Origin of the sequence: Achromobacter sp. 77, from assembly GCF_020541125.1 — a bacterium.
Lineage (GTDB): Bacteria > Pseudomonadota > Gammaproteobacteria > Burkholderiales > Burkholderiaceae_B > Achromobacter > Achromobacter mucicolens.
In genome coordinates, this window is record NZ_CP059848.1 from 853,186 (window position 1) to 871,699 (window position 18,514).

Consider the following 18,514-nt stretch of genomic DNA (forward strand, 5'->3'; position numbering starts at 1 on the left):
GCGCGCATGCCAAAGCGTCAGAGAATACCCCGTTAGCCGGGGGCGTTGCGTGCGCGGACAAGCCTCGTTGCGCACGTTGATATTGTGAAATATGTGAGCGTCACGCGGCCGCGCTGGCCAGTTCCGCGTCCAGGTCGGCGAGCCGTTGCGGGGTGCCGACGTCGGTCCAGCGGCCGGCATGCCGCGCGCCGCGCACCTGGTTTTGGCCCATCGCCTGCCGCAGCAGCGGCGCCAGCGGCGCGGCCTGGCCGCGCGGGACGTCCGCGAACAACGAAGGATGGTAGACGCCGACGCCTGCAAAGGTCAAACGGGGCTCGCCCTGCGCCAGCACGCGCCCCTCGGCCGTCAGGACGAAGTCGCCGGCAGGATGGTGCGCGGGATTGTCCACCAGAAGCAGCCATGCGCCGCCCTGCGTCACGAGGCCGGCGGCGTCGTGCGCGTCGGCCGGATTCCAGTCGCACCAGATGTCGCCATTGACGACAAGGAACGGGTCGTCGCCCAGAAGGGGGAGCGCCTGGGCGATGCCGCCCGCGGTCTCCAGCGCGGCGGCTTCGGCCGAATAGCTGATGCGCACGCCGTGCGCGGCGCCGTCGCCCAACGCGCGTTCGATTTCGTGGCCGAGCCAGGCGTGATTGATGACGACGTCGCGGATGCCGGCCGCGGCCAGGCGCGCCAGATGCCAGACAATCAGCGGCTTGCCGCCGACCGGCAGCATGGGCTTGGGCAGGCGGTCGGTCAGCGGGCGCATGCGTTCGCCGCGGCCCGCGGCAAGAATCATGGCGCGCATCAGAACGTGTACCCGACGCTGACCTGGCGGTCGTCCAGGCGGTCCAGCAGGCGCAGCAGCGGCGTGAAGACGCCATAGCGCTGCGCCACCTGGCGGACGTAGCCGTTCACGCGTGGAATGTGCGCCAGGTAGTGGGCCTTGCCATCGCGATGGTTCAGGCGGGCAAAGACGCCCAGGATCCGCAGGTTGCGCTGCAGGCCCATCCATTCATACGCGCGGTGGAATTCGGCGAAATCGGCGTCGACCGGCAGGCCGGCCGCACGCGCCATTTCCCAGTAGCGGATCGCCCAGTCGAGCTGTTGCGGTTCTTCCCAGGTGGTGCGGGCGTCCGTCACCAGCGACGCCAGGTCGTAGGTGATGGGACCGGCCAGCGCATCCTGGAAGTCGATGACGCCCGGGTTGGGGCCGTATTGCGGCTGGTCGCAGACCATGAGGTTGGGCGAATGGAAATCGCGGTGCACCAGTACCTGCGGCTGCCCGGCGTTGCTGGCCGACAGCAGGGCGAAGATCTTTTCCATCGCATTGGCGGTCTTGTCGTCCATCGTCACGCCGTGGTGCTTTTGCACGTACCACTCGGGGAACAGCTTGAGCTCGTCGGCCAGCCGCGCGCCGTCGTAGACACCCAGCCCGGCGGTCGAGGCCTGTTGCAGCTTGACCAGGGCGGCCAGCGCCTCGCGGTACAACGTCTGCAACTGGGCGTCGTCCATGCCGTCCTGGATGCGCTGGTAATAGGTTTGTTCGCCCAGATCGGACAGCAGCAGCAGGCCCTGGTCCAGGTCCTGCGCCAGCACGGCCGGCACGTTCAGCCCGGCGTCCGCCAGCAGCTTGTCCACATGCAGGAACGGGCGGCAGTCCTCGTGCTGGGGCGGGGCGTCCATGACAATCAGGGTCCGCGATCCCGCGTCCAGCCGGAAGTACCGGCGAAAGCTTGCGTCAGCCGACGCGGGGCGCAGCGTCTCCACGGCCAGGTTCAGGGCAGGGGGCAGGCCTTGCAGCCAGTTGCGCACCTGCGCCAAGCGGGGGTCGTGATCGTTTTTCAAGGAAGATCCGTGTCAGAAGGGCAAAATTGGGGAAATTTCGATTTGGCGAACATAAGGCTGGGCGTTGTTCGCGGCTTCTCTATAATACCGGCTCGTTTCCGTCAGCATTGGCGCCGCGTGGGCGTCTTTGTGCGGCTCTCCCATGGTCATAAAGGGCTGTTTTCATTCGTGCGCAAGGTTCCGTGGTTGATCCTCTCCGTAGTCAGCGTCGCCGCCGGAGCCGCCCAGGCTCAAAGTAGCCCGGGCGCCGCTGCTTCCGCGCCGTCGGTCACGTCAACCCCGCAATTGCGCACCTCGCCTGGCCTGCGCATGCACCGGTTGCCCGACGAGAGCATTCCCGCTTTCATGGAAGCGGACACGATTTCGGGCGATCCCGACTACGAGCTCAACCTGACCGGCAACGCGCAGGTGCGCCGCATCGACGGCGTGATCAAGGGCGACGCGATCAATTACCGCAAGGACACCGGCAAGGTCGACGTCCGCGGCAATGCCCGCATGATGCGCGATGGCACCCTGGTCACGGGCCCGTCCGCCACATTCAACGTGGACCGGTATTCCGGCGAGGTCGAAAAGCCCAACTTCTGGCTGGGCGCCACCGGCGGCTTTGCCGTCGCCGACCACGCGGACATTTTCAGCAAGTCGCAGATGCGGCTGCACACGGTGACGTACAGCGGCTGCCCGTGCGAAAACCCGTCCTGGTACATCAAGGCCAATTCGGTCGATATCGATTTCGACGAAAACGAAGGCGTCGCCCGCGGCGGCGTCCTGTACTTCAAGGATGTGCCGATCCTGGCGTCGCCTTACATGACCTTCCCGGTCAAGCGCGAACGCAAGTCCGGCTTCCTGATCCCGACTTACGGCACCACCAGCCAGGGCGGTTTCGACATCTCGATTCCGTACTACTTCAACCTGGCGCCCAATTACGACCTGACGGTGCAGCCGCGCTACTTCTCCAAGCGCGGCACCCAGCTGGGCGGCGAGTTCCGCTATCTGGGTTACGGGTACAGCGGCATTATGGACGGCACCTACCTGCCCAATGACGACGTGACGGGCAACGACCGCTGGATGTACTGGTGGCGCCATCAGCAGCAGTTCTCGCACGGTTTCTACGCCGACTGGGATATCGCCAAGGTCTCGGACGACAATTACTTCCGCGACATTTCGCAGCTGGGCCTGAACCAGGCCTCCACGACTTACCTGCCGCAACGCGGCCGCGTGGGCTGGGTCTCCAACTACTGGAGCGCCTACGCGCAGGTCTACAAGTTCCAGACGCTGCAGGATCCCGATGCGCCGCTGGTTCCGCCGTACAACAAGGAACCCGAGATCTACTTGCGCGGTTCGCGGTACGACGTCGGCGGCTTCGACCTGGACTGGACCTCGACCGCGGTGCGCTTCAGCATGCCGGAGTACGGCGCGGCGTTGCGAGCCCCCGATGGCGACCGCTTCCAGACCTACCCGACGATCTCGTATCCGATCGTCCGCCCGGGCTGGTTCATCACCCCGAAGGCGGGCGTGAACTACACGTCGTATCAGACCAAATGGTATGGCGTGGATGCGCAGGGGCTCAACGGCGGCACGGCCAATGGCCTGCCGCGCTCGCAGTCCCGCACGGTGCCCATCCTGTCGCTGGACTCGGGCCTGATCTTCGAGCGCGACACCACGCTGTTCGGCAAATCGTCCACGCAGACGCTCGAACCGCGGCTGTATTACCTGTACGTGCCGTACCGCGACCAGTCCAAGATTCCTGTCTTCGATACGTCGCTGGCCGACTTCAGCTTCACCCAGGCGTTTGAGGAGAACATCTACTCGGGCGGCTGGGACCGTATCGCCAACGCCAACCAGCTGACCGCGGCCCTGACGACGCGCTGGCTCGATGCCGACAGCGGATTCGAGCGCCTGTCGGTGGGCGTGGCGCAGCGTCTGTACTTCGAAGACCAGAAAGTCACGCTGCCGTTGGAAACCCCGCGCACGGACGTGCGTTCCGACTTCCTGGTGGGTGTCAGCGCCGCGTTGACCGATACGCTGAACACGGACCTCGCCGCGCAGTACAACCCCTACGACAACAATTGGTCGCGCGGGCTCATCAGCGCGCGCTGGTCGCCCCAGCGCCTGACCACCGTGGCGGTGGCCTACCGCTACCAGCGCGATCCGCAGCCGGGCGTGTTCTACCAGCCGCAGGGCCAGAACCAGGTCAGCCTGGCCGTTCAATGGCCATTCAGCAAGCGGTGGTACGGTGTGGGCCGGGTCGACTATTCTTTGCGTTCCGGACCGTCCAGTACGATTGCCAATACGACGGAATCCCCGCGCGTGACGCAGGCCATCGCCGGCCTGGAGTACAAGGGCGACTGCTGCTGGGTGGGCCGCATGGTCTACCAGCGCTACGCCGTATCGGCGGCGGACACCAATTCCGCGCTGTTCTTCCAGCTTGAGCTCACGGGGCTGGGTTCCCTCGGAACCGACCCCATGAGCCTGCTGAACAGAAGTATCCCCGGTTACACGCGCGTCACGCCGCCCGCGCAGGCCGGGACCACATTTGAAAGGTATGAATGATGCGTAGGTTGCACTCTTTGCGCCGCCTCTCCGGCAACGCGCTGCTGCTGGCCCTGTGCGCCGGCTTGCCCGCCGCCCATGCGGCCGAGCAGACCAGCCGCGGCGCCAACAGCGCCAAGGCCGCTCCCGCCGCGCAGAAACAGGACGCGCCGGCGCCCAAGGGCGAGCAGTTCGTGGACGGCATCGCCGCGATCGTCGACAAGGACGTGATCACGCTGCGCGAACTGCGCGACGCTTCCCAGCGCATTGCCGGCGAACTGAAGTCGCGCGGCATCCAGGTGCCCGATGACCAGACGCTGCAGCATCAGGTGCTCCAGCGTCTCATCATGGAACGCGTGCAGCGCCATGAAGCCGACCGCCTCGGCATCCGGGTTGACGACAAACAGATCGACACCGCCATCCAGGCGATCGCCACGCGCAACAAGATCACGGTGCAGCAACTGCGCCAGGAACTGGAAAAGTCCGGCACGACCTGGGAAAACTACCGCAAATCGCTGCGCGACGAGATCCGTTCGGATCGCCTGCGCCAGCGCGCGGTCGACTCGACCATCGTCATTTCCGACGCGGAAGTCGATGCCTTCCTGAAAGACCAGCGCCGCAATCCGGCTTTTGGCGCGGCACCTGCGCAGGCGGCGCAAGCGCAGCCCCAGGTGCAGCCGCAGCCCGCGCCCGAGCAGGCCGCCGCGCCTGCCGGCCCCATGCTTTATGCGCTGGCGCAGATTCTGGTGCGCGTGCCGGAAGGCTCGTCGCCCGACCAACTGTCGCTGCTGCGCAAGAAGGCCGAAGGTCTGCTGGCGCGAGCCAAGCGCGGCGACGATTTTGCCAGCCTCGCCGCGGCATCGTCCGACGGCCCCGAGGCGCTGCAGGGCGGCGTCATGGGCGTGCGCCCGCTGGACGGCTGGCCTGACCTTTTCGTCAAGGCCATCAGCAATCTGCAAAAGGGCCAGGTCAGCCAGCTGATCCAAAGCGGCAACGGCTTTCACATCATCAAGGTGATGGACCGCGGCACCGCCCAGCCCGCGCCCGGCCGCACGGCCCGCGCCCCGGCGCCGCAAGCCGCGCCGCAACCGGCGCCTCAGCCGGCCGCGCGCGAGCAGGCGCCCCAGGGTCCGACGCAGGTCGTGCAGACGCGCGCCCGCCACATCCTCATCAAGACCTCGACCGTCATGAGCGATGATCTGGCCCGCCAGCGCCTGGAGCAGGTTCGCCAGCGCCTGGTCAATGGCGCCGCCACGTTCGAGGAAATGGCGCGCCAGTATTCGCAGGACGCCAGCGCGCCGCAAGGCGGCGAGCTGGGATGGCTGAACCCGGGTGAAACCGTGCCGCCGTTCGAGGCCGCGATGAACGCGCTGCAACCTGGCGAAATCAGCCAGCCCGTGCAGTCGCCGTTCGGCTGGCACCTGATCCAGGTGGAAGAGCGCCGCGAGCACGACGCGACCGACGACCTGGCGCGCATGCGCGCCCGCCAGACGCTGTTCGAGCGCCGCGCCCAGCCGGCCTTCGAAGACTGGCTCGAGCAACTGCGCGCACAGGCGTACGTCGACAACCGCTTCGAAAAGCAGCAGAAAATCCAGCAGAACAACCGCTAAACGCATTACGGGCTTTTCATGTCTCAACACCAGGCGCGCAAGCGCTTTGGCCAGAACTTCCTGACCGACGACAGCGTCGTCGAGTCCATCGTCCGGGCGGTTGCGCCCGCCCGCGACGATGCCGTGGTCGAGATCGGCCCTGGCTTGTCCGCGCTGACGCGGCCGCTGCTCGAACGGCTGGACCATCTCACCGCGGTCGAAATCGATCGCGACCTGGCCGCCCGGCTGCGCAAGCAGTTCGATGCATCACGCTTGACGGTAGTCGAGGCCGACGCGCTGACGGTGGATTTCTCGCAGTTCGGCGGCGCGCTGCGCGTCGTGGGCAATCTGCCCTACAACATTTCCAGCCCGTTGCTCTTCCACCTGATGACGTGGGCCGACCACATCCGCGATCAGCATTTCATGCTGCAGCGCGAAGTGATCGACCGCATGGTGGCCAAGCCCGGCTCGGGCGACTTCAGCCGCCTGTCCGTGATGCTGCAATCGCGCTACCGCATGCACAAGCTGTTCGACGTGCCGCCCGAGGCCTTCGATCCGCCTCCTAAGGTCGTGTCGGCGATCGTGCGCATGGTGCCGTTGCCGGCGGATCGCCAGCGGCCCATCAGCGAGCGCGCTTTCGAAACCGTGGTGGCACGCGCCTTCTCGCAGCGCCGCAAGATGCTGCGGCGGGTGCTGGCCGACTGGGCCGCGCAAGTGCCTTGGGAAGCGCTGGACATCGCGCCCACCGCGCGCGCCGAGGACATTTCGGTGGACCGCTACATGCGCCTGTCGGATGCGCTGGTCGAAGCCGGGGTGTTGGCGCGGGACTGACGTCTTTTCGGTCTGGCAAGGCAGTGCAAAAAGGCCCCGCGGGGCCTTTTCGCATTTCGGTGCTGGGTGAGTGAGACGGTGTCAGACACCTTGTATCTTGGCCACTGTAGTGATTAGCTATCGCTACAAGCGGACCGATGAGCGTGTTCAGACACCTAGAGCCTGGACTTTGTGGTTCAGATTACGCCTCGGTTCCGCACCTCTGAGCCGGCTGGACACTGGACGGTAGCCTAGGGCATTGGACCCTGTATGTACAAGGCAAGTGGGCGCAGCGGGCTTCTTTGGTATTGGCAAGGGAGCTTAGGTTTATGTTTTTTCTCGGAATTGACGTTTCTAAGGCGAAGCTGGATTGCGCGCTGCTTGGCAGCGATGCCAACAAACGCAAGACCAAGGTCGTACCCAACTCGATAGCGGGCGTGCAGACGCTGCTGCAGTGGTGCGCCAAGCAGGGAGCCGAGCCGGCGCAGTTGCATGCCGTGCTCGAGCCCACAGGGCAATATCACGAGCAGGCCGCCACGGCCCTGCATGACGCTTCGGTCAGTGTCTCGTTGGTCAACCCTGCCCAGGTGCGCGATTTCGCCGGGGCGCTGGCGGTGCGCTCCAAAACCGATGGGATCGATAGCTACGTGCTGGCCCGCTACGGTCAGGCGCTCAAGCCTGGGCTGTGGCGCCCCGCACCGCTGCATGCCCGTCAACTACGGGCCTTGTTGGCTCGGCGCGACGCGCTGGCCAAGGATCTGCAGCGCGAACTCAATCGCCAGGAGAAGACGCAGTTCAGTGATCCACCCGTGCTGGTCGAGGGATCCATCGCCAAAACGATCGCGTTCCTGCGCGAAGAGATCAAACGCCTGGATCATGCGATCAATGACCACATCGACCGCCACCCGGACCTGAAGGAGGATCGGGAACTGCTGACCAGCATCCCCGGCATCGGGGATCGAGCGGGGAACTCGATCCTGTCGATCATGCATAACCGGCCCATCGAGTCAGCCGAGGGCTTGGCCTCCTACTTGGGGGTGGTGCCGGTGCAACGCCAGTCCGGCACCAGTCTGAACAGCCGGCCGCGGCTATCTAAAACGGGTCCCAGCACAGTACGTGCCACCCTCTACATGGCCGCTATCGTCAGCAAGCGCTTCAACCCACACGTTGGTGCGCTTTACGCGCGACTCTTAGCAGCTGGAAAGAGCAAAATGGCCGCGCTAGGCGCGGCCATGAGAAAGCTGGTACATCTATGCTTCGGCGTGCTTAAAACTCGGACACCGTATCGGCCCGACTACGCCTGAACGCTTGACGGTCAAGACGGTATCTGGCATAGCGAAGACCGCACGTTGCAGGCAGAGGTGTTTGCCCCGGCCGCCGGATCACAGCATGCGTTTCTGCGCCGCCATCCATAGCTGCATCACATCGCGTGCCCGGTCGGCCAGCAGGCGCTCGGCGTCGGCCAAGGCCTGCTGCAAGGTGATGGGGCCGGGGGCCAGGCTGAATGCGGCGCTGATGCCGCAGGTGTGCAGGGCCTCGTAGCCTTCGCCCAGCGAACCGGCAAGCGCCACGACGGGAACGCCCGCGCGCTGGGCAATCCGGGCGACGCCTGCGGGCGTCTTGCCGCGCAGCGTCTGTGCGTCCATCCGGCCTTCGCCGGTGAACACCAGCGTTGCGCCTTCCACAGCGTCGGCCAGACCGCCCAGCTCTGCGACGATCTCCACGCCCGGCCGGAAATGCGCGTTCAGGAACGCCTTGGCGGCAAAACCCAGGCCACCGGCGGCGCCCGCGCCGGGCGCGTCGCGGTGGTCGGCGCCGAGGTGCTTTGCACACACGTCGGCGAAGTGACTCAGCAGGGTGTCCAGGGTCTGCACCTGTTCCGGCGTCGCGCCCTTCTGCGGCCCGAACACATGCGAAGCGCCATGCGGACCGCACAAGGGATTGTCGACGTCGGAGGCGATGTCGACGCGGACCTGGGCCAGCCGCGGGTCCAGGCCATGCGTGTCGATGGAGGCAAGTTGGCCCAGCGCCCCGCCGCCCGGCGGCAGGCTGTTGCCGCCGGCGTCCAGCAGCCGCACGCCCAGCGCCGTCAGCATGCCGGCGCCCGCGTCGTTGGTGGCCGAGCCGCCCAACCCCAGGATGATGCGCTTGGCGCCCGCGTCCAGCGCCGCGCGCATCAGCTCGCCCACGCCGTGGCTGCTGGCGCGCATCGGGTCGCGCTTGGAAGGAGAGATCAATTCAAGGCCCGCCGCGGCGGCCATCTCGATGACGGCGGTGCCGTCGTCCAGCAATCCCCACACGGCGTCGACTTTGTGGCCGAGCGCGTCGTTCACGGTGATCTGGTGTTCCTTGCCGCCGGTAGCCGCGAGCACGGCTTCGACGGTGCCTTCGCCGCCGTCGGCCATCGGGATGCACACGGTGTGCGCGCCGGGAAAGGCGGCCTTGACGCCGCGTGCAATGGCCGCCGCCGCATCGGGCGCGGAAACGCTTTCTTTGAACGAGTCGGGAGCGATGACGATTTTCACGGTCGGAAGGGGGGCGCGTTAGTGATCGATGTGTCACCCATGATACCCGTGACAACGCGGCCGGCGTACCATAGCGCTTTCGTTGCTTTTGCGAGAGTGGACCGCCATGCCTGTATTGCGCCGCACAAAAATTGTCGCCACCCTGGGACCCTCGACCTCGTCGCCCGAACGTATCGACGCGCTCATCCGCGCGGGGCTGGACGTCGCACGGCTGAACTTCTCGCATGGCAGCGCGGACGATCACCGCGAGCGCGCGCGGCTGGTGCGCGAGATCGCGGCCAAGCAGGGCCGCTTCGTCGCGATCATGGGCGACCTGCAAGGGCCCAAGATCCGCATCGCCCGCTTTGTCGACAAGCTGGTGCAGCTGCACGTGGGCCAGCCGTTCACGCTGTCGCGCGTGCATCCCAAGGATGCGGGCACGTCCAGCATCGTGGGCATCGACTATCCGGAACTCGTGACCGATTGCCGGGTGGGCGACGAGCTGCTGCTCGATGACGGCCGCGTCGTGCTGGTCGTGGATCGCGTCGAAGGCGACGAAGTCCACACCACCGTCACGGTGGGCGGTCCGCTGTCCAACAACAAGGGCATCAACCGCCGCGGCGGCGGCCTGTCCGCGCCCAGCCTGACCGACAAGGATCGCGTCGACATCAAGCTGGCCGCCGAAATGGAGCTGGATTACGTGGCGGTGTCGTTCCCGCGCTATGGCAGCGACATCGACGAGGCCCGCACCTTGCTTGCCGAGGCCGGCAGCCAGGCATGGATCATCGCAAAGATCGAACGCGCCGAGGCAGTAGCCGACGACGAGGCCCTGGATGCGCTGATCCGCGCAAGCGACGGCGTGATGGTGGCGCGTGGCGACCTGGGCGTGGAAGTGGGCGACGCCGAGCTGGTGGGCATCCAGAAGCGCATCATTCAGCACGCGCGCACGCTGAACAAGGTGGTCATCACCGCCACGCAGATGATGGAATCGATGATCTCCAGCCCCATGCCCACCCGCGCCGAAGTCTCCGACGTGGCCAACGCGGTGCTGGACTACACCGACGCCGTCATGCTGTCGGCTGAAAGCGCCTCGGGCCAGTATCCGGTCGAAACCGTGCAAGCCATGGCGCGTGTGTGCCTGGGCGCGGAAAAGCATCCCACGTCCACGAAGTCGCATCACCGCATGGGCGAGACCTTCACGCGCTGCGACGAAACCATCGCGCTGGCGGCCATGTATGCCGCCAACCATTTTCCCGGCGTCAAGGCCATCATCGCGCTGACCGAAAGCGGCCACACGCCGCTCATCATGTCGCGCATCCGCTCGGGCGTGCCCATCTACTGCTACAGCCCGCACAGCGTGACGCAAAACCGCGTGACGATGTTCCGTGGCGTGTACACGATTCCGTTCGCGCCGTCGGACTACGATCCGGCCGATCTTTCCAACGCCGCCATCGACGAACTGCGCAAGCGCAATCTGGTGCAGGCCGGCGATTGGGTGATTCTGACCAAGGGCGATTTCTATCGCGACAGTGGCGGCACCAATGGGATGAAGATCCTGCTGGTGGACTGAAGCAGGGCGCCTAGCCGAAGAACCAGTAGCAGACGCCGATCGCGGCCAGTACCCCGGCCAGGTCGGCGATCAGCGCGCAGCCGACCGCATGCCGGGCGCGCAGAATCCCCACCGACCCGAAATACACCGCCAGCACATAGAAGGTGGTCTCGGTGCTGCCTTGCACCACCGCGGACAGCAGCGCCGGGAAGCTGTCCACGCCGAAGTGCGTCATGGTCTCCAGCATCATCGCGCGCGCCGCGCTGCCCGAGAACGGCTTGACGAGCGCGGTGGGCAGCGCGTCCACGAAGCGCGTGTCCCAGTTTGCCTGCTGCGCCAGCCAGCGGATGCCATCCAATAGGAAGTCCAGCGCGCCGGACGCGCGCAGCACGCCCACGGCGCACAGCATCGCCACCAGATACGGCAGCAGGCTCTTGGCGATATCGAACCCTTCCTTGGCGCCTTCAATGAAGGCCTCGTACACCGGCACTTTTTTCCACGCGCCGACGACCAGAAACGCCAGCAGGATGCCAAACAGCGTCAGGTTGCCCAGCAGCGAAGACAGCGACGCGATGGCGGCTGCCGACATGCTGGCCAGAAGCGCCATGAATCCGCCCAGCACCAGCGCCGCGCCGCCCAGCCACAGCAGGATGACCGGATCGGCCAGGCGCAGCCGCTGGCACAGCGCGACCGCCAGAAAGCCGGCCAGCGTGGACGCGCTGGTGGCCAGCAGAATGGGCAAAAAGACCAGCGTGGGATCGGGCGCGCCCTGCTGCGCGCGGAACATGAACAGCGTGACGGGCAGCAGCGTCAGCGACGACGCATTGAGCACCAGGAACAGGATCTGCGCGTTGGTGGCGGTGTCGGGCTTGGGGTTGAGCGCTTGCAGCTCGCGCATGGCGCGCAGGCCGATGGGGGTGGCGGCGTTGTCAAGCCCCAGGCCATTGGCCGCGAAGTTCAGCGTGATCAGGCCGATGGCTGGGTGATTGCGCGGCACCTCGGGCATCAGGCGTGCGAACAGGGGGCCCAGGACGCGCGCAAGCTTTTCGACCAGGCCCGCGCCCTCGGCGATGCGCAGGAAACCCAGCCACAGCGTCAGCGTGCCAAATAGCAGCACCATCACGTCCACGGACACGCGCGCCATGTCGAACAGGCTGGCGACCATCTGGCGAAAGACTTCCGGGTCCCCGATGACAAGCCAGCGGTACAGCGCGGCCGCGGCAGCGGTAAGGAAGAAGCCAAGCCAGAGTTTGTTCAGCATGCGGACGTGCCCGGACAGCGGTTGATTGCGCATCTGCGCGGCGACGCCCATTGTCGCAGAGTCGGTAAGCCGCAGCTTGGCCGGGCCGCGCCAATTCTGGTACTTTGGCCCGATACGTCTTGTAGCGAACAACAGGGGGACCCATGGATTTCAACGCCTGGCGCCGACGCCGCATTTCGGAACCCGCATACCGCTGGGCCCGCAATGCCATGCCGGCCATGTCGGCCACCGAACGCGAAGCCATCGAAGCCGGCGACAGCTGGTGGGACGCCGACTTGTTCACGGGCAATCCCGACTGGCGCAAGCTGCTCAGCGTGCCGCCGGCCACGCTGACGCCCGATGAACAGCGCTTCATCGACGGTCCCGTGCGCGACCTGTGCGGCATGCTGGACGAATGGGATATCTCCTGGAACCGGCGCGATCTGCCGCCGCACGTTTGGGACTTTCTTAAGGCGCAGCGCTTCTTCGGCATGATCATCCCGCGGCGTCACGGCGGTCTGGGGTTCTCGCCCTATGCGCACTCCGAGGTGGTGCGGCGCATTTCCGCCTATTCCATCACGGCGGGCGTCACCGTCATGGTGCCGAACTCGCTGGGGCCGGGCGAACTGCTCATGCAGTTCGGCACGCAGGCGCAGCGCGATTATTGGCTGCCGCGGCTTGCCGACGGCCGGGAAGTCCCGTGCTTTGGCCTGACCAGTCCCGAAGCCGGCTCGGACGCGGCCTCGATGGTGGATACCGGCGTCGTGTGCCGCCAGGTCGTGGATGGGCGTGAGCTCATCGGCATCCGGCTCAATTGGCACAAGCGCTACATCACGCTGGGGCCGGTGGCCACGGTGCTGGGGCTGGCGTTCAAGATGTCGGACCCCGACGGCATTCTGGGCGGGCCCAAGGATATCGGCATCTCGGTGGCGCTCGTTCCCACCGACGCGCCCGGCGTCGAGATCGGCCGGCGCCACCTGCCCGCCATGCAGGTGTTCCAGAATGGGCCCAACTCGGGCCGCGACGTTTTTGTGCCGCTGGATGCGCTGATCGGCGGCGTCGAGCGCGCCGGGCAGGGCTGGCAGATGCTGATGAGCGCACTGGCCGCAGGGCGCGGCATTTCGCTGCCGTCGCTGTCTGCCGCCGCCGCGGCGATGTGCGCGCACACCACCGGCATGTATGCGCGGGTGCGCGAGCAGTTCGGCATCCCGATCGGCAAGTTCGAGGGCGTGCAGGAGCGGCTGGCCAGCCTGGCCGGCAACGCCTATCTGGTCGAGGCCGCGCGCCGCCTGACCTGCGCCGCGCTCAATCAGGGCGTCAAGCCTGCGGTGGTGTCCGGCATCATGAAATACCACGCCACCGAGCGCATGCGCGTGTCGGTGAACGACGCCATGGATGTGCACGCGGGCCGCGCCGTCATGGACGGCCCCAGCAATTACCTGGGCTCCTTGTACCGCGCCGTGCCCATCGCCATCACGGTCGAGGGCGCCAACATCCTGACGCGCAATCTGATCATCTTCGGGCAAGGCGCCATTCGCGCGCATCCCTATCTGATGCCGGAGATCCTGGCGCTGGGCAACCCCGACGAGGAACGCGGCATCGAGGTCTTCCACGATGTCTTCTGGCGCCATCTGCGCCACGCGGGCATGAACACGCTGCGCGCGATCGGCCGCGCGTGGACGGGCGGCATGCTGGCGCCCGCGCCGGCCTCGGGACCGGTGGCGGCTCATTACCGCCGGCTGGGCCGTTATGCGTCGGGCTTCGCGCTGCTGGCCGACGCCACGCTGGCGCAACTGGGTGGGGGCCTGAAGCGCCGCGAAATGATCTCCGCGCGCCTGGGCGACATCCTGTCCGAACTCTATCTGCTGTCCGCGGTGCTAAAGCGCTGGGAAGACGAGGGGCGCAAGCACGATGACCTGCCGCTGGTGCGCTGGTGCATGGCGCAGGGTTTCGCCAGCATCGAGAAGAGCATGGATCAGGTGCTGCGCAACCTGCCGGTCAAGGCGCTATCCTGGGCGTTGCGGGTGGCCATCCTGCCATTGCGGCTGGCCAAGGGGCCGGACGACGCGCTCACGCGGGAATGCGCCGAATTGCTGCTCAAGCCGTCGCCCACGCATGTGCGACTGGCGGCCGACCTGCAGCGCGAACCCGGCGAGGATCCGCTGGGCCTGTTGACCCGCGCCTTTGCGCTGGCCGATGCGGTGCAGCCGATCCGCGACCGGTTGCGCCAGTCCAACGTGCGCAACTGGCGAGAAGCCCATCAGCGCGGCGCCATCACGGACGCGCAGGCGGCGCAGCTCGAAGCCGCGGAAGCGACGGTGCTGAAGGTATTGCAGGTGGATGATTTTGCGCCGGAAGCGCTGACGCCGCTGGGCGAAGGCGCGCCGGTTCAGACGCAGGAACAGAAGCCGGAGCCGCAGTCGGAGTCGCCGCAGCCGCAGCAGCCGGAGTCGCAGCCGCCGCAGCCGCCGCAGCAACAGCCGCCGCAGCAGCCGCAACAGCAGCAACCGCAGCAGCCGCAACAGCAGCAACCGCAGCCGCCGCAACAGCAGGAGGACGAGCCCCCCGCTGCTGCAAGACCCGGCGAGAACGCCTAGTCGTCCTGATTCGGGTCCATGCCCGGGAACAGGATTTCCGTGAAGCCGAACTTCGTGAAATCCTGGATCCGGGACGGATACAGGCGGCCGATCAGGTGGTCGCATTCGTGCTGGACGACGCGTGCGTGAAAGCCTTCGGCCTCGCGCTCGATCAGCTGGCCGTACGGATCGCGGCCGCTGTACCGGATATGGCGGTAGCGCGGCACCAGGCCGCGCAGTCCCGGCACCGACAGGCAGCCTTCCCAGCCGTCTTCCATCTCGTCCGAAAGCGGCGTGATGACCGGATTGCACAGGATCGTCTGCGGCACCGGCGGCGCGTCGGGATAGCGGTCGTTGCGATCGAACCCGAAGATCACCAGTTGCAGGTCCACGCCGATCTGCGGCGCGGCCAGACCCACGCCCTGCGCGGCCGCCATGGTTTCGAACATGTCGTCGATCAGGGCGTGCAGCTCAGGCGTGTCGAAACGGTCGACCGGGGGCGCCACGCGCAGCAGCCGCGGGTCGCCCATTTTCAGGATGGGATGGATCATGGCTGGCGTTCCGCTCAGTCCTGGCGGTCTTTCTTCTGGATGAACTCGATCTTGTAGCCGTCGGGGTCTTCCACGAAGGCGATGACGGTCTTGCCGTGCTTCATCGGGCCGGCCTCGCGGGTGACCTTGCCGCCGCGCTCCTTGACCTTGTCACAGGCTTCGTAGGCGTTGTCGACTTCCAGGGCGATGTGGCCGTAGCCGTTGCCCAGGTCGTACTTGTCGGTGTCCCAGTTGTGGGTCAGTTCGATGACGGCGCCGTCGGCTTCGTCCTGGTAGCCGACGAAGGCCAGCGTGAACTTGCCGTCCGGATAGTCGTTGCGGCGCAGAAGGCGCATGCCCAGCACGTTGGTGTAGAAGTCGATGGACTTGTCGAGGTTGCCGACGCGCAGCATGGTGTGGAGCAGACGCATGGGAGGTTTCCTTAAGCGATGAGAGGTTGGGGGAAGCGCTGGGGGGTTCCGGCGCGTTCCCGGGAGATTCCGATGTCGCGCAGCGCGCCGCCCATGGCGTCGACCGCCTGCCGCATCTGGCCGGCGCCAAAGGCGCCGATGCAGCCGACCCGGAACGTGGGTTCTTCGGTGTTGGTGAAGTTGCTGATCACATAGCCGCGCTGCTTGAGCGCGTCCACGAAGAGCTGCAGGTGCCAGGTCGGGGCATCCGGCGCGCGGACGTTGACGACGATGGGGCCTTGCAGTTCGGGCGGCAGGTATGGGGTCAGGCCAAGATCGATCACGCCATCATAAAGCGTGCGCATGTTGGCCGTGTAACGCGCCAGACGGGCCTCGCGGCCTTCCTGGCGGAACAGTTCCAGCGCCACGGCCAGCGCGGCCAGCGTGGGCGCGGCGGGCGTGAATCGCGGGCCCGCGTTGGGCGCCAGCGTGTGCTGGTAGATGTCGGCCAGGTCGAGCGACCAGCTGCCCGCATTGCCGCGCGCGGCATCCAGGCTGTCGCGGCGCGCGACAACGAAGGCCGCGCCCGGCAGGCCTTCCAGGCATTTGTTGGCGGTCAGCACCACGGCGTCGACCGCGGGCAGGGCGCGCAATTCAAGCGGCAACGCGCCGAACGCCGACACGGCGTCGACGATCACGCGGCGGCCCAGCGCATGGGCAATGCGCGCCAACTGCGGCACGTCGTGGCAGATGCCGCTGCCGGTTTCGCTGTAGACCAGCGCCAGGTGCGTGAGCGTGGGGTCGCGTTCCAGCGCGTCGGCCACCGCCTGCGGATCCACGCGCTCGGCGGTGTCCACCGATAGCGGCACGGCGATGCGGCCTGCCTCGGCGGCCAGCTTTTGCAGCCGGGCCGCGTACGCGCCGGTGGACGGGGCCAGCATGCGGCCGCCGGGCGGCACGAAGGTGCGGATCGCGGCCTCGACGGCAAAGTGGCCGCAGCCCGGCAAGGCCAGCGCCACGTGCTCGTCCGCGCCGGCCTGCGCAATTGCCAGCACGCCGTCGCACACCTGCCGGTACAGCGTGCGGAAATCGTTGTCCCACGGCGCGTAGTCCTGCGCCATGGCGGCCTTCACCCGCGCGTCGGTGGTGACCGGGCCCGGAATCAGCAGCAACATTTCGATTCTCCTTGGGATCGCAACAGGCGCTGGGTGCCGCGCGCTTCAGAACTGAGGCAGCGAAGCGGGATCGTGACGCCGCAGGATGTTCTTGGCGTCTTCGAAGTCGGGCAGGATCTGGCCGACTTCGCGCCAGAAGTCCTGACTGTGGTTCATCTCGCGCAAATGGGCAAGCTCGTGCGCGATGACGTAATCGATGATGGCCGGGGCGAAGTGGATCAGGCGCCAGTTCAGCATGATGTTGCCGTCGCTGGTGCACGACCCCCAGCGCGTGGCGGCCGACGACAGGCGCCAGCGGCGGATCTTCAGGCCGCTCACCTGCAAAAAGTGCGCCAGCCGCGCCCCGAACCAGGCGCCCGCGCGCTGTTGCAGCCAGGCTTGGGCTGCATCGCGGATGCGGCCCTGGTCGGCGTGGGACGGCAGCGCCAGCCACAGGGTGTCGCCATCTTGCGGGGCGTCGGCGTCGCCGGACAGATTGGCCTGGCGGCTGTCGCCGCCCACGCCGATGACAATGCGCCGGCCCAGATAGGGGAGTTCTCCGCCCGCCTGCCAGCGCGTGTGCGCCATGGCCAGCTGCTGCTTGCGGGCGTGCCATTCGCGCAGCTTGGTCAGGATCCAGCGCGATTTTTCGCGCACCGCGTCGTCGATCTGCGTCAGCGTCACCCAATTGGGGGCGGTCACGCGCAGGCCGTCGTCGGTGATGACGAAGCCGATGCTGCGCCGCCGCGAACGCAGCAGCACGAAGCCGATGGTCTGCTGATCGGTGGGCACCTCGCGCCAGCGCGCGCCGGGCGGCAGCGGGTCGGGGCAGGGCGTGGGTACGCGCGACGCCGCATTGGGCGACAGCGTCAGCAGCGGCTCGCCCGCGGGGGCGGGGGCCTTGGCGGCGTCGGGAAACAGGTTGGGGGGCGTGACGGGGCGCGGGGTGTCCGGCACGGCGGACGGCGCGCGCGGGGCGGCTGGCGCCGCCGGCACGGCGATCAGCGACGGCGCGCCCGCGGGCGCGCCGTCTTCCTGCGTGTCGAACAGGAGTTCTAGCTGATCAGTGCTGGGCATACCTTTCAGGGTTGAGACGCCGCATTTCCCCTTCGATCCAGTCCTGAACCTTCTTGTTCAGTTCCTCGGGGGTGAGTCCCTTGGATTCTATCGCGGGACCGATCGACAGGGTGACCATGCCGGGATACTTGACGAAGGCGTTGCGGCGCCAGCATTCGCCGGCGTTATGAGCAACCGGGATGACCACGGCGCCGGTGCGCGAGGCCAGCAGCGCGCCGCCCATCTTGAAGCGTGCGGTCTGGCCGGGCGCCACGCGCGTGCCTTCCGGAAACAGCAGCGGCCAGCGGCCTTCGTTCAGGCGGGTCTGGCCTTGCTTGACCACCTGCTCGAAAGCGTCGCGGCCCTTGGCGCGGTCGATGGCGATCATGCGCAAGAGGGCCAGGCCCCAGCCGAAGAACGGCACCATGTGCAGTTCTTTCTTGTAGACGAAGCAGACCTCGCGCGGCATGTAGGCCGGGAAGAACAGGGTCTCCCAGGCCGACTGGTGCTTGGACAACAGCACTGCGGGGCCGTCGGGCAGGTTTTCCCAGCCCTTGACCTGCCAGCGGATGCCGCAGAACACCTTGGCGCCCCAGATGGCCAGCCGGGGCCAGCCGACCGTCAGCTTGTAGCGCCAGTGCAGCGGCAGCGGCGCCCACAGGACGCAGGCGAAGGCGTACGGAATGACCGTGACGGCCAGGAACAGGAAGTACAGGAACGAACGAAGCCGGGCCATCGGG

The 18,514-nt window shown here is 66.9% G+C and carries 15 protein-coding genes; 6 read left to right on the forward strand and 9 right to left on the reverse strand.

The annotated features are described in order from the left end of the window. Positions 1–100: 100 nt before the first annotated feature. Together murU and H4P35_RS03865 are read right to left on the reverse strand one after the other, a co-directional pair. Positions 101–787, reverse strand: coding sequence for an N-acetylmuramate alpha-1-phosphate uridylyltransferase MurU (gene murU / locus H4P35_RS03860; RefSeq protein WP_226848178.1), 687 nt, complete (start codon positions 785–787; stop codon positions 101–103). Beyond that, entirely contained in the window at positions 787–1,827 is a 1,041-nt protein-coding gene (locus H4P35_RS03865) for an aminoglycoside phosphotransferase family protein (RefSeq protein WP_226848180.1), read from the reverse strand. The genes murU and H4P35_RS03865 overlap by 1 nt, the downstream gene beginning before the upstream one ends. Positions 1,828–1,995: 168 nt before the next feature. Here H4P35_RS03865 and H4P35_RS03870 point away from each other — a divergent pair, with 168 nt between their 5' ends. The 4 genes from H4P35_RS03870 (at position 1,996) to H4P35_RS03885 (ending at position 8,059) form a co-directional block, all read left to right on the forward strand. Next, complete coding sequence (locus H4P35_RS03870) at positions 1,996–4,377, forward strand: LPS-assembly protein LptD (RefSeq protein ID WP_056322662.1); 2,382 nt, start codon at positions 1,996–1,998, stop codon at positions 4,375–4,377. Continuing rightward, on the forward strand, positions 4,374–5,966 hold the full coding sequence (locus H4P35_RS03875; protein ID WP_226848182.1) for a peptidylprolyl isomerase: 1,593 nt from the start codon (positions 4,374–4,376) through the stop codon (positions 5,964–5,966). The genes H4P35_RS03870 and H4P35_RS03875 overlap by 4 nt, the downstream gene beginning before the upstream one ends. 18 nt (positions 5,967–5,984) lie before the next feature. Next, positions 5,985–6,776, forward strand: coding sequence for a 16S rRNA (adenine(1518)-N(6)/adenine(1519)-N(6))-dimethyltransferase RsmA (gene rsmA, locus H4P35_RS03880; RefSeq protein WP_056320897.1), 792 nt, complete (start codon positions 5,985–5,987; stop codon positions 6,774–6,776). A gap of 308 nt (positions 6,777–7,084) precedes the next feature. Then, on the forward strand, positions 7,085–8,059 hold the full coding sequence (locus H4P35_RS03885) for an IS110 family transposase (protein WP_142051405.1): 975 nt from the start codon (positions 7,085–7,087) through the stop codon (positions 8,057–8,059). 78 nt (positions 8,060–8,137) lie between these two features. Here the strand turns inward: H4P35_RS03885 and H4P35_RS03890 are convergent, their stop codons facing one another. Further along, on the reverse strand, positions 8,138–9,280 hold the full coding sequence (locus H4P35_RS03890) for a glycerate kinase (protein ID WP_056320900.1): 1,143 nt from the start codon (positions 9,278–9,280) through the stop codon (positions 8,138–8,140). A gap of 106 nt (positions 9,281–9,386) precedes the next feature. Between H4P35_RS03890 and pyk the strand changes: the two genes are divergently transcribed. Continuing rightward, positions 9,387–10,829 carry a pyruvate kinase gene (gene pyk, locus H4P35_RS03895; protein ID WP_142050874.1) on the forward strand — a complete coding sequence of 481 codons (1,443 nt, stop codon included), beginning with the start codon at positions 9,387–9,389 and terminating at the stop codon, positions 10,827–10,829. A 10-nt stretch (positions 10,830–10,839) separates the two neighbouring features. Here pyk and H4P35_RS03900 read toward each other — a convergent pair whose 3' ends face one another. Further along, on the reverse strand, positions 10,840–12,069 hold the full coding sequence (locus H4P35_RS03900) for a nucleoside recognition domain-containing protein (protein WP_179690991.1): 1,230 nt from the start codon (positions 12,067–12,069) through the stop codon (positions 10,840–10,842). Between the two features lie 143 nt (positions 12,070–12,212). Here H4P35_RS03900 and H4P35_RS03905 point away from each other — a divergent pair, with 143 nt between their 5' ends. Next, positions 12,213–14,645, forward strand: a complete 2,433-nt coding sequence (locus H4P35_RS03905; RefSeq protein ID WP_226848184.1) for an acyl-CoA dehydrogenase — start codon at positions 12,213–12,215, stop codon at positions 14,643–14,645. Here the strand turns inward: H4P35_RS03905 and def are convergent. Genes def through H4P35_RS03930 form a run of 5 tightly spaced genes read right to left on the reverse strand, consistent with a single transcriptional unit; the run spans position 14,642 to position 18,510 of the window. Next, on the reverse strand, positions 14,642–15,175 hold the full coding sequence (gene def / locus H4P35_RS03910) for a peptide deformylase (RefSeq protein ID WP_152383492.1): 534 nt from the start codon (positions 15,173–15,175) through the stop codon (positions 14,642–14,644). The genes H4P35_RS03905 and def overlap by 4 nt on opposite strands. Before the next feature lie 14 nt (positions 15,176–15,189). Beyond that, on the reverse strand, positions 15,190–15,585 hold the full coding sequence (gene gloA / locus H4P35_RS03915; protein WP_056320907.1) for a lactoylglutathione lyase: 396 nt from the start codon (positions 15,583–15,585) through the stop codon (positions 15,190–15,192). 11 nt (positions 15,586–15,596) lie between these two features. Further along, entirely contained in the window at positions 15,597–16,739 is a 1,143-nt protein-coding gene (locus H4P35_RS03920; RefSeq protein ID WP_226848186.1) for a 2-aminoethylphosphonate--pyruvate transaminase, read from the reverse strand. Positions 16,740–16,784: 45 nt separating this feature from the next. Beyond that, entirely contained in the window at positions 16,785–17,795 is a 1,011-nt protein-coding gene (locus H4P35_RS03925) for a M48 family metallopeptidase (protein ID WP_226848188.1), read from the reverse strand. Beyond that, positions 17,782–18,510, reverse strand: coding sequence for a 1-acyl-sn-glycerol-3-phosphate acyltransferase (locus H4P35_RS03930; protein WP_175157485.1), 729 nt, complete (start codon positions 18,508–18,510; stop codon positions 17,782–17,784). The genes H4P35_RS03925 and H4P35_RS03930 overlap by 14 nt, the downstream gene beginning before the upstream one ends. Positions 18,511–18,514 lie beyond the last annotated feature (4 nt).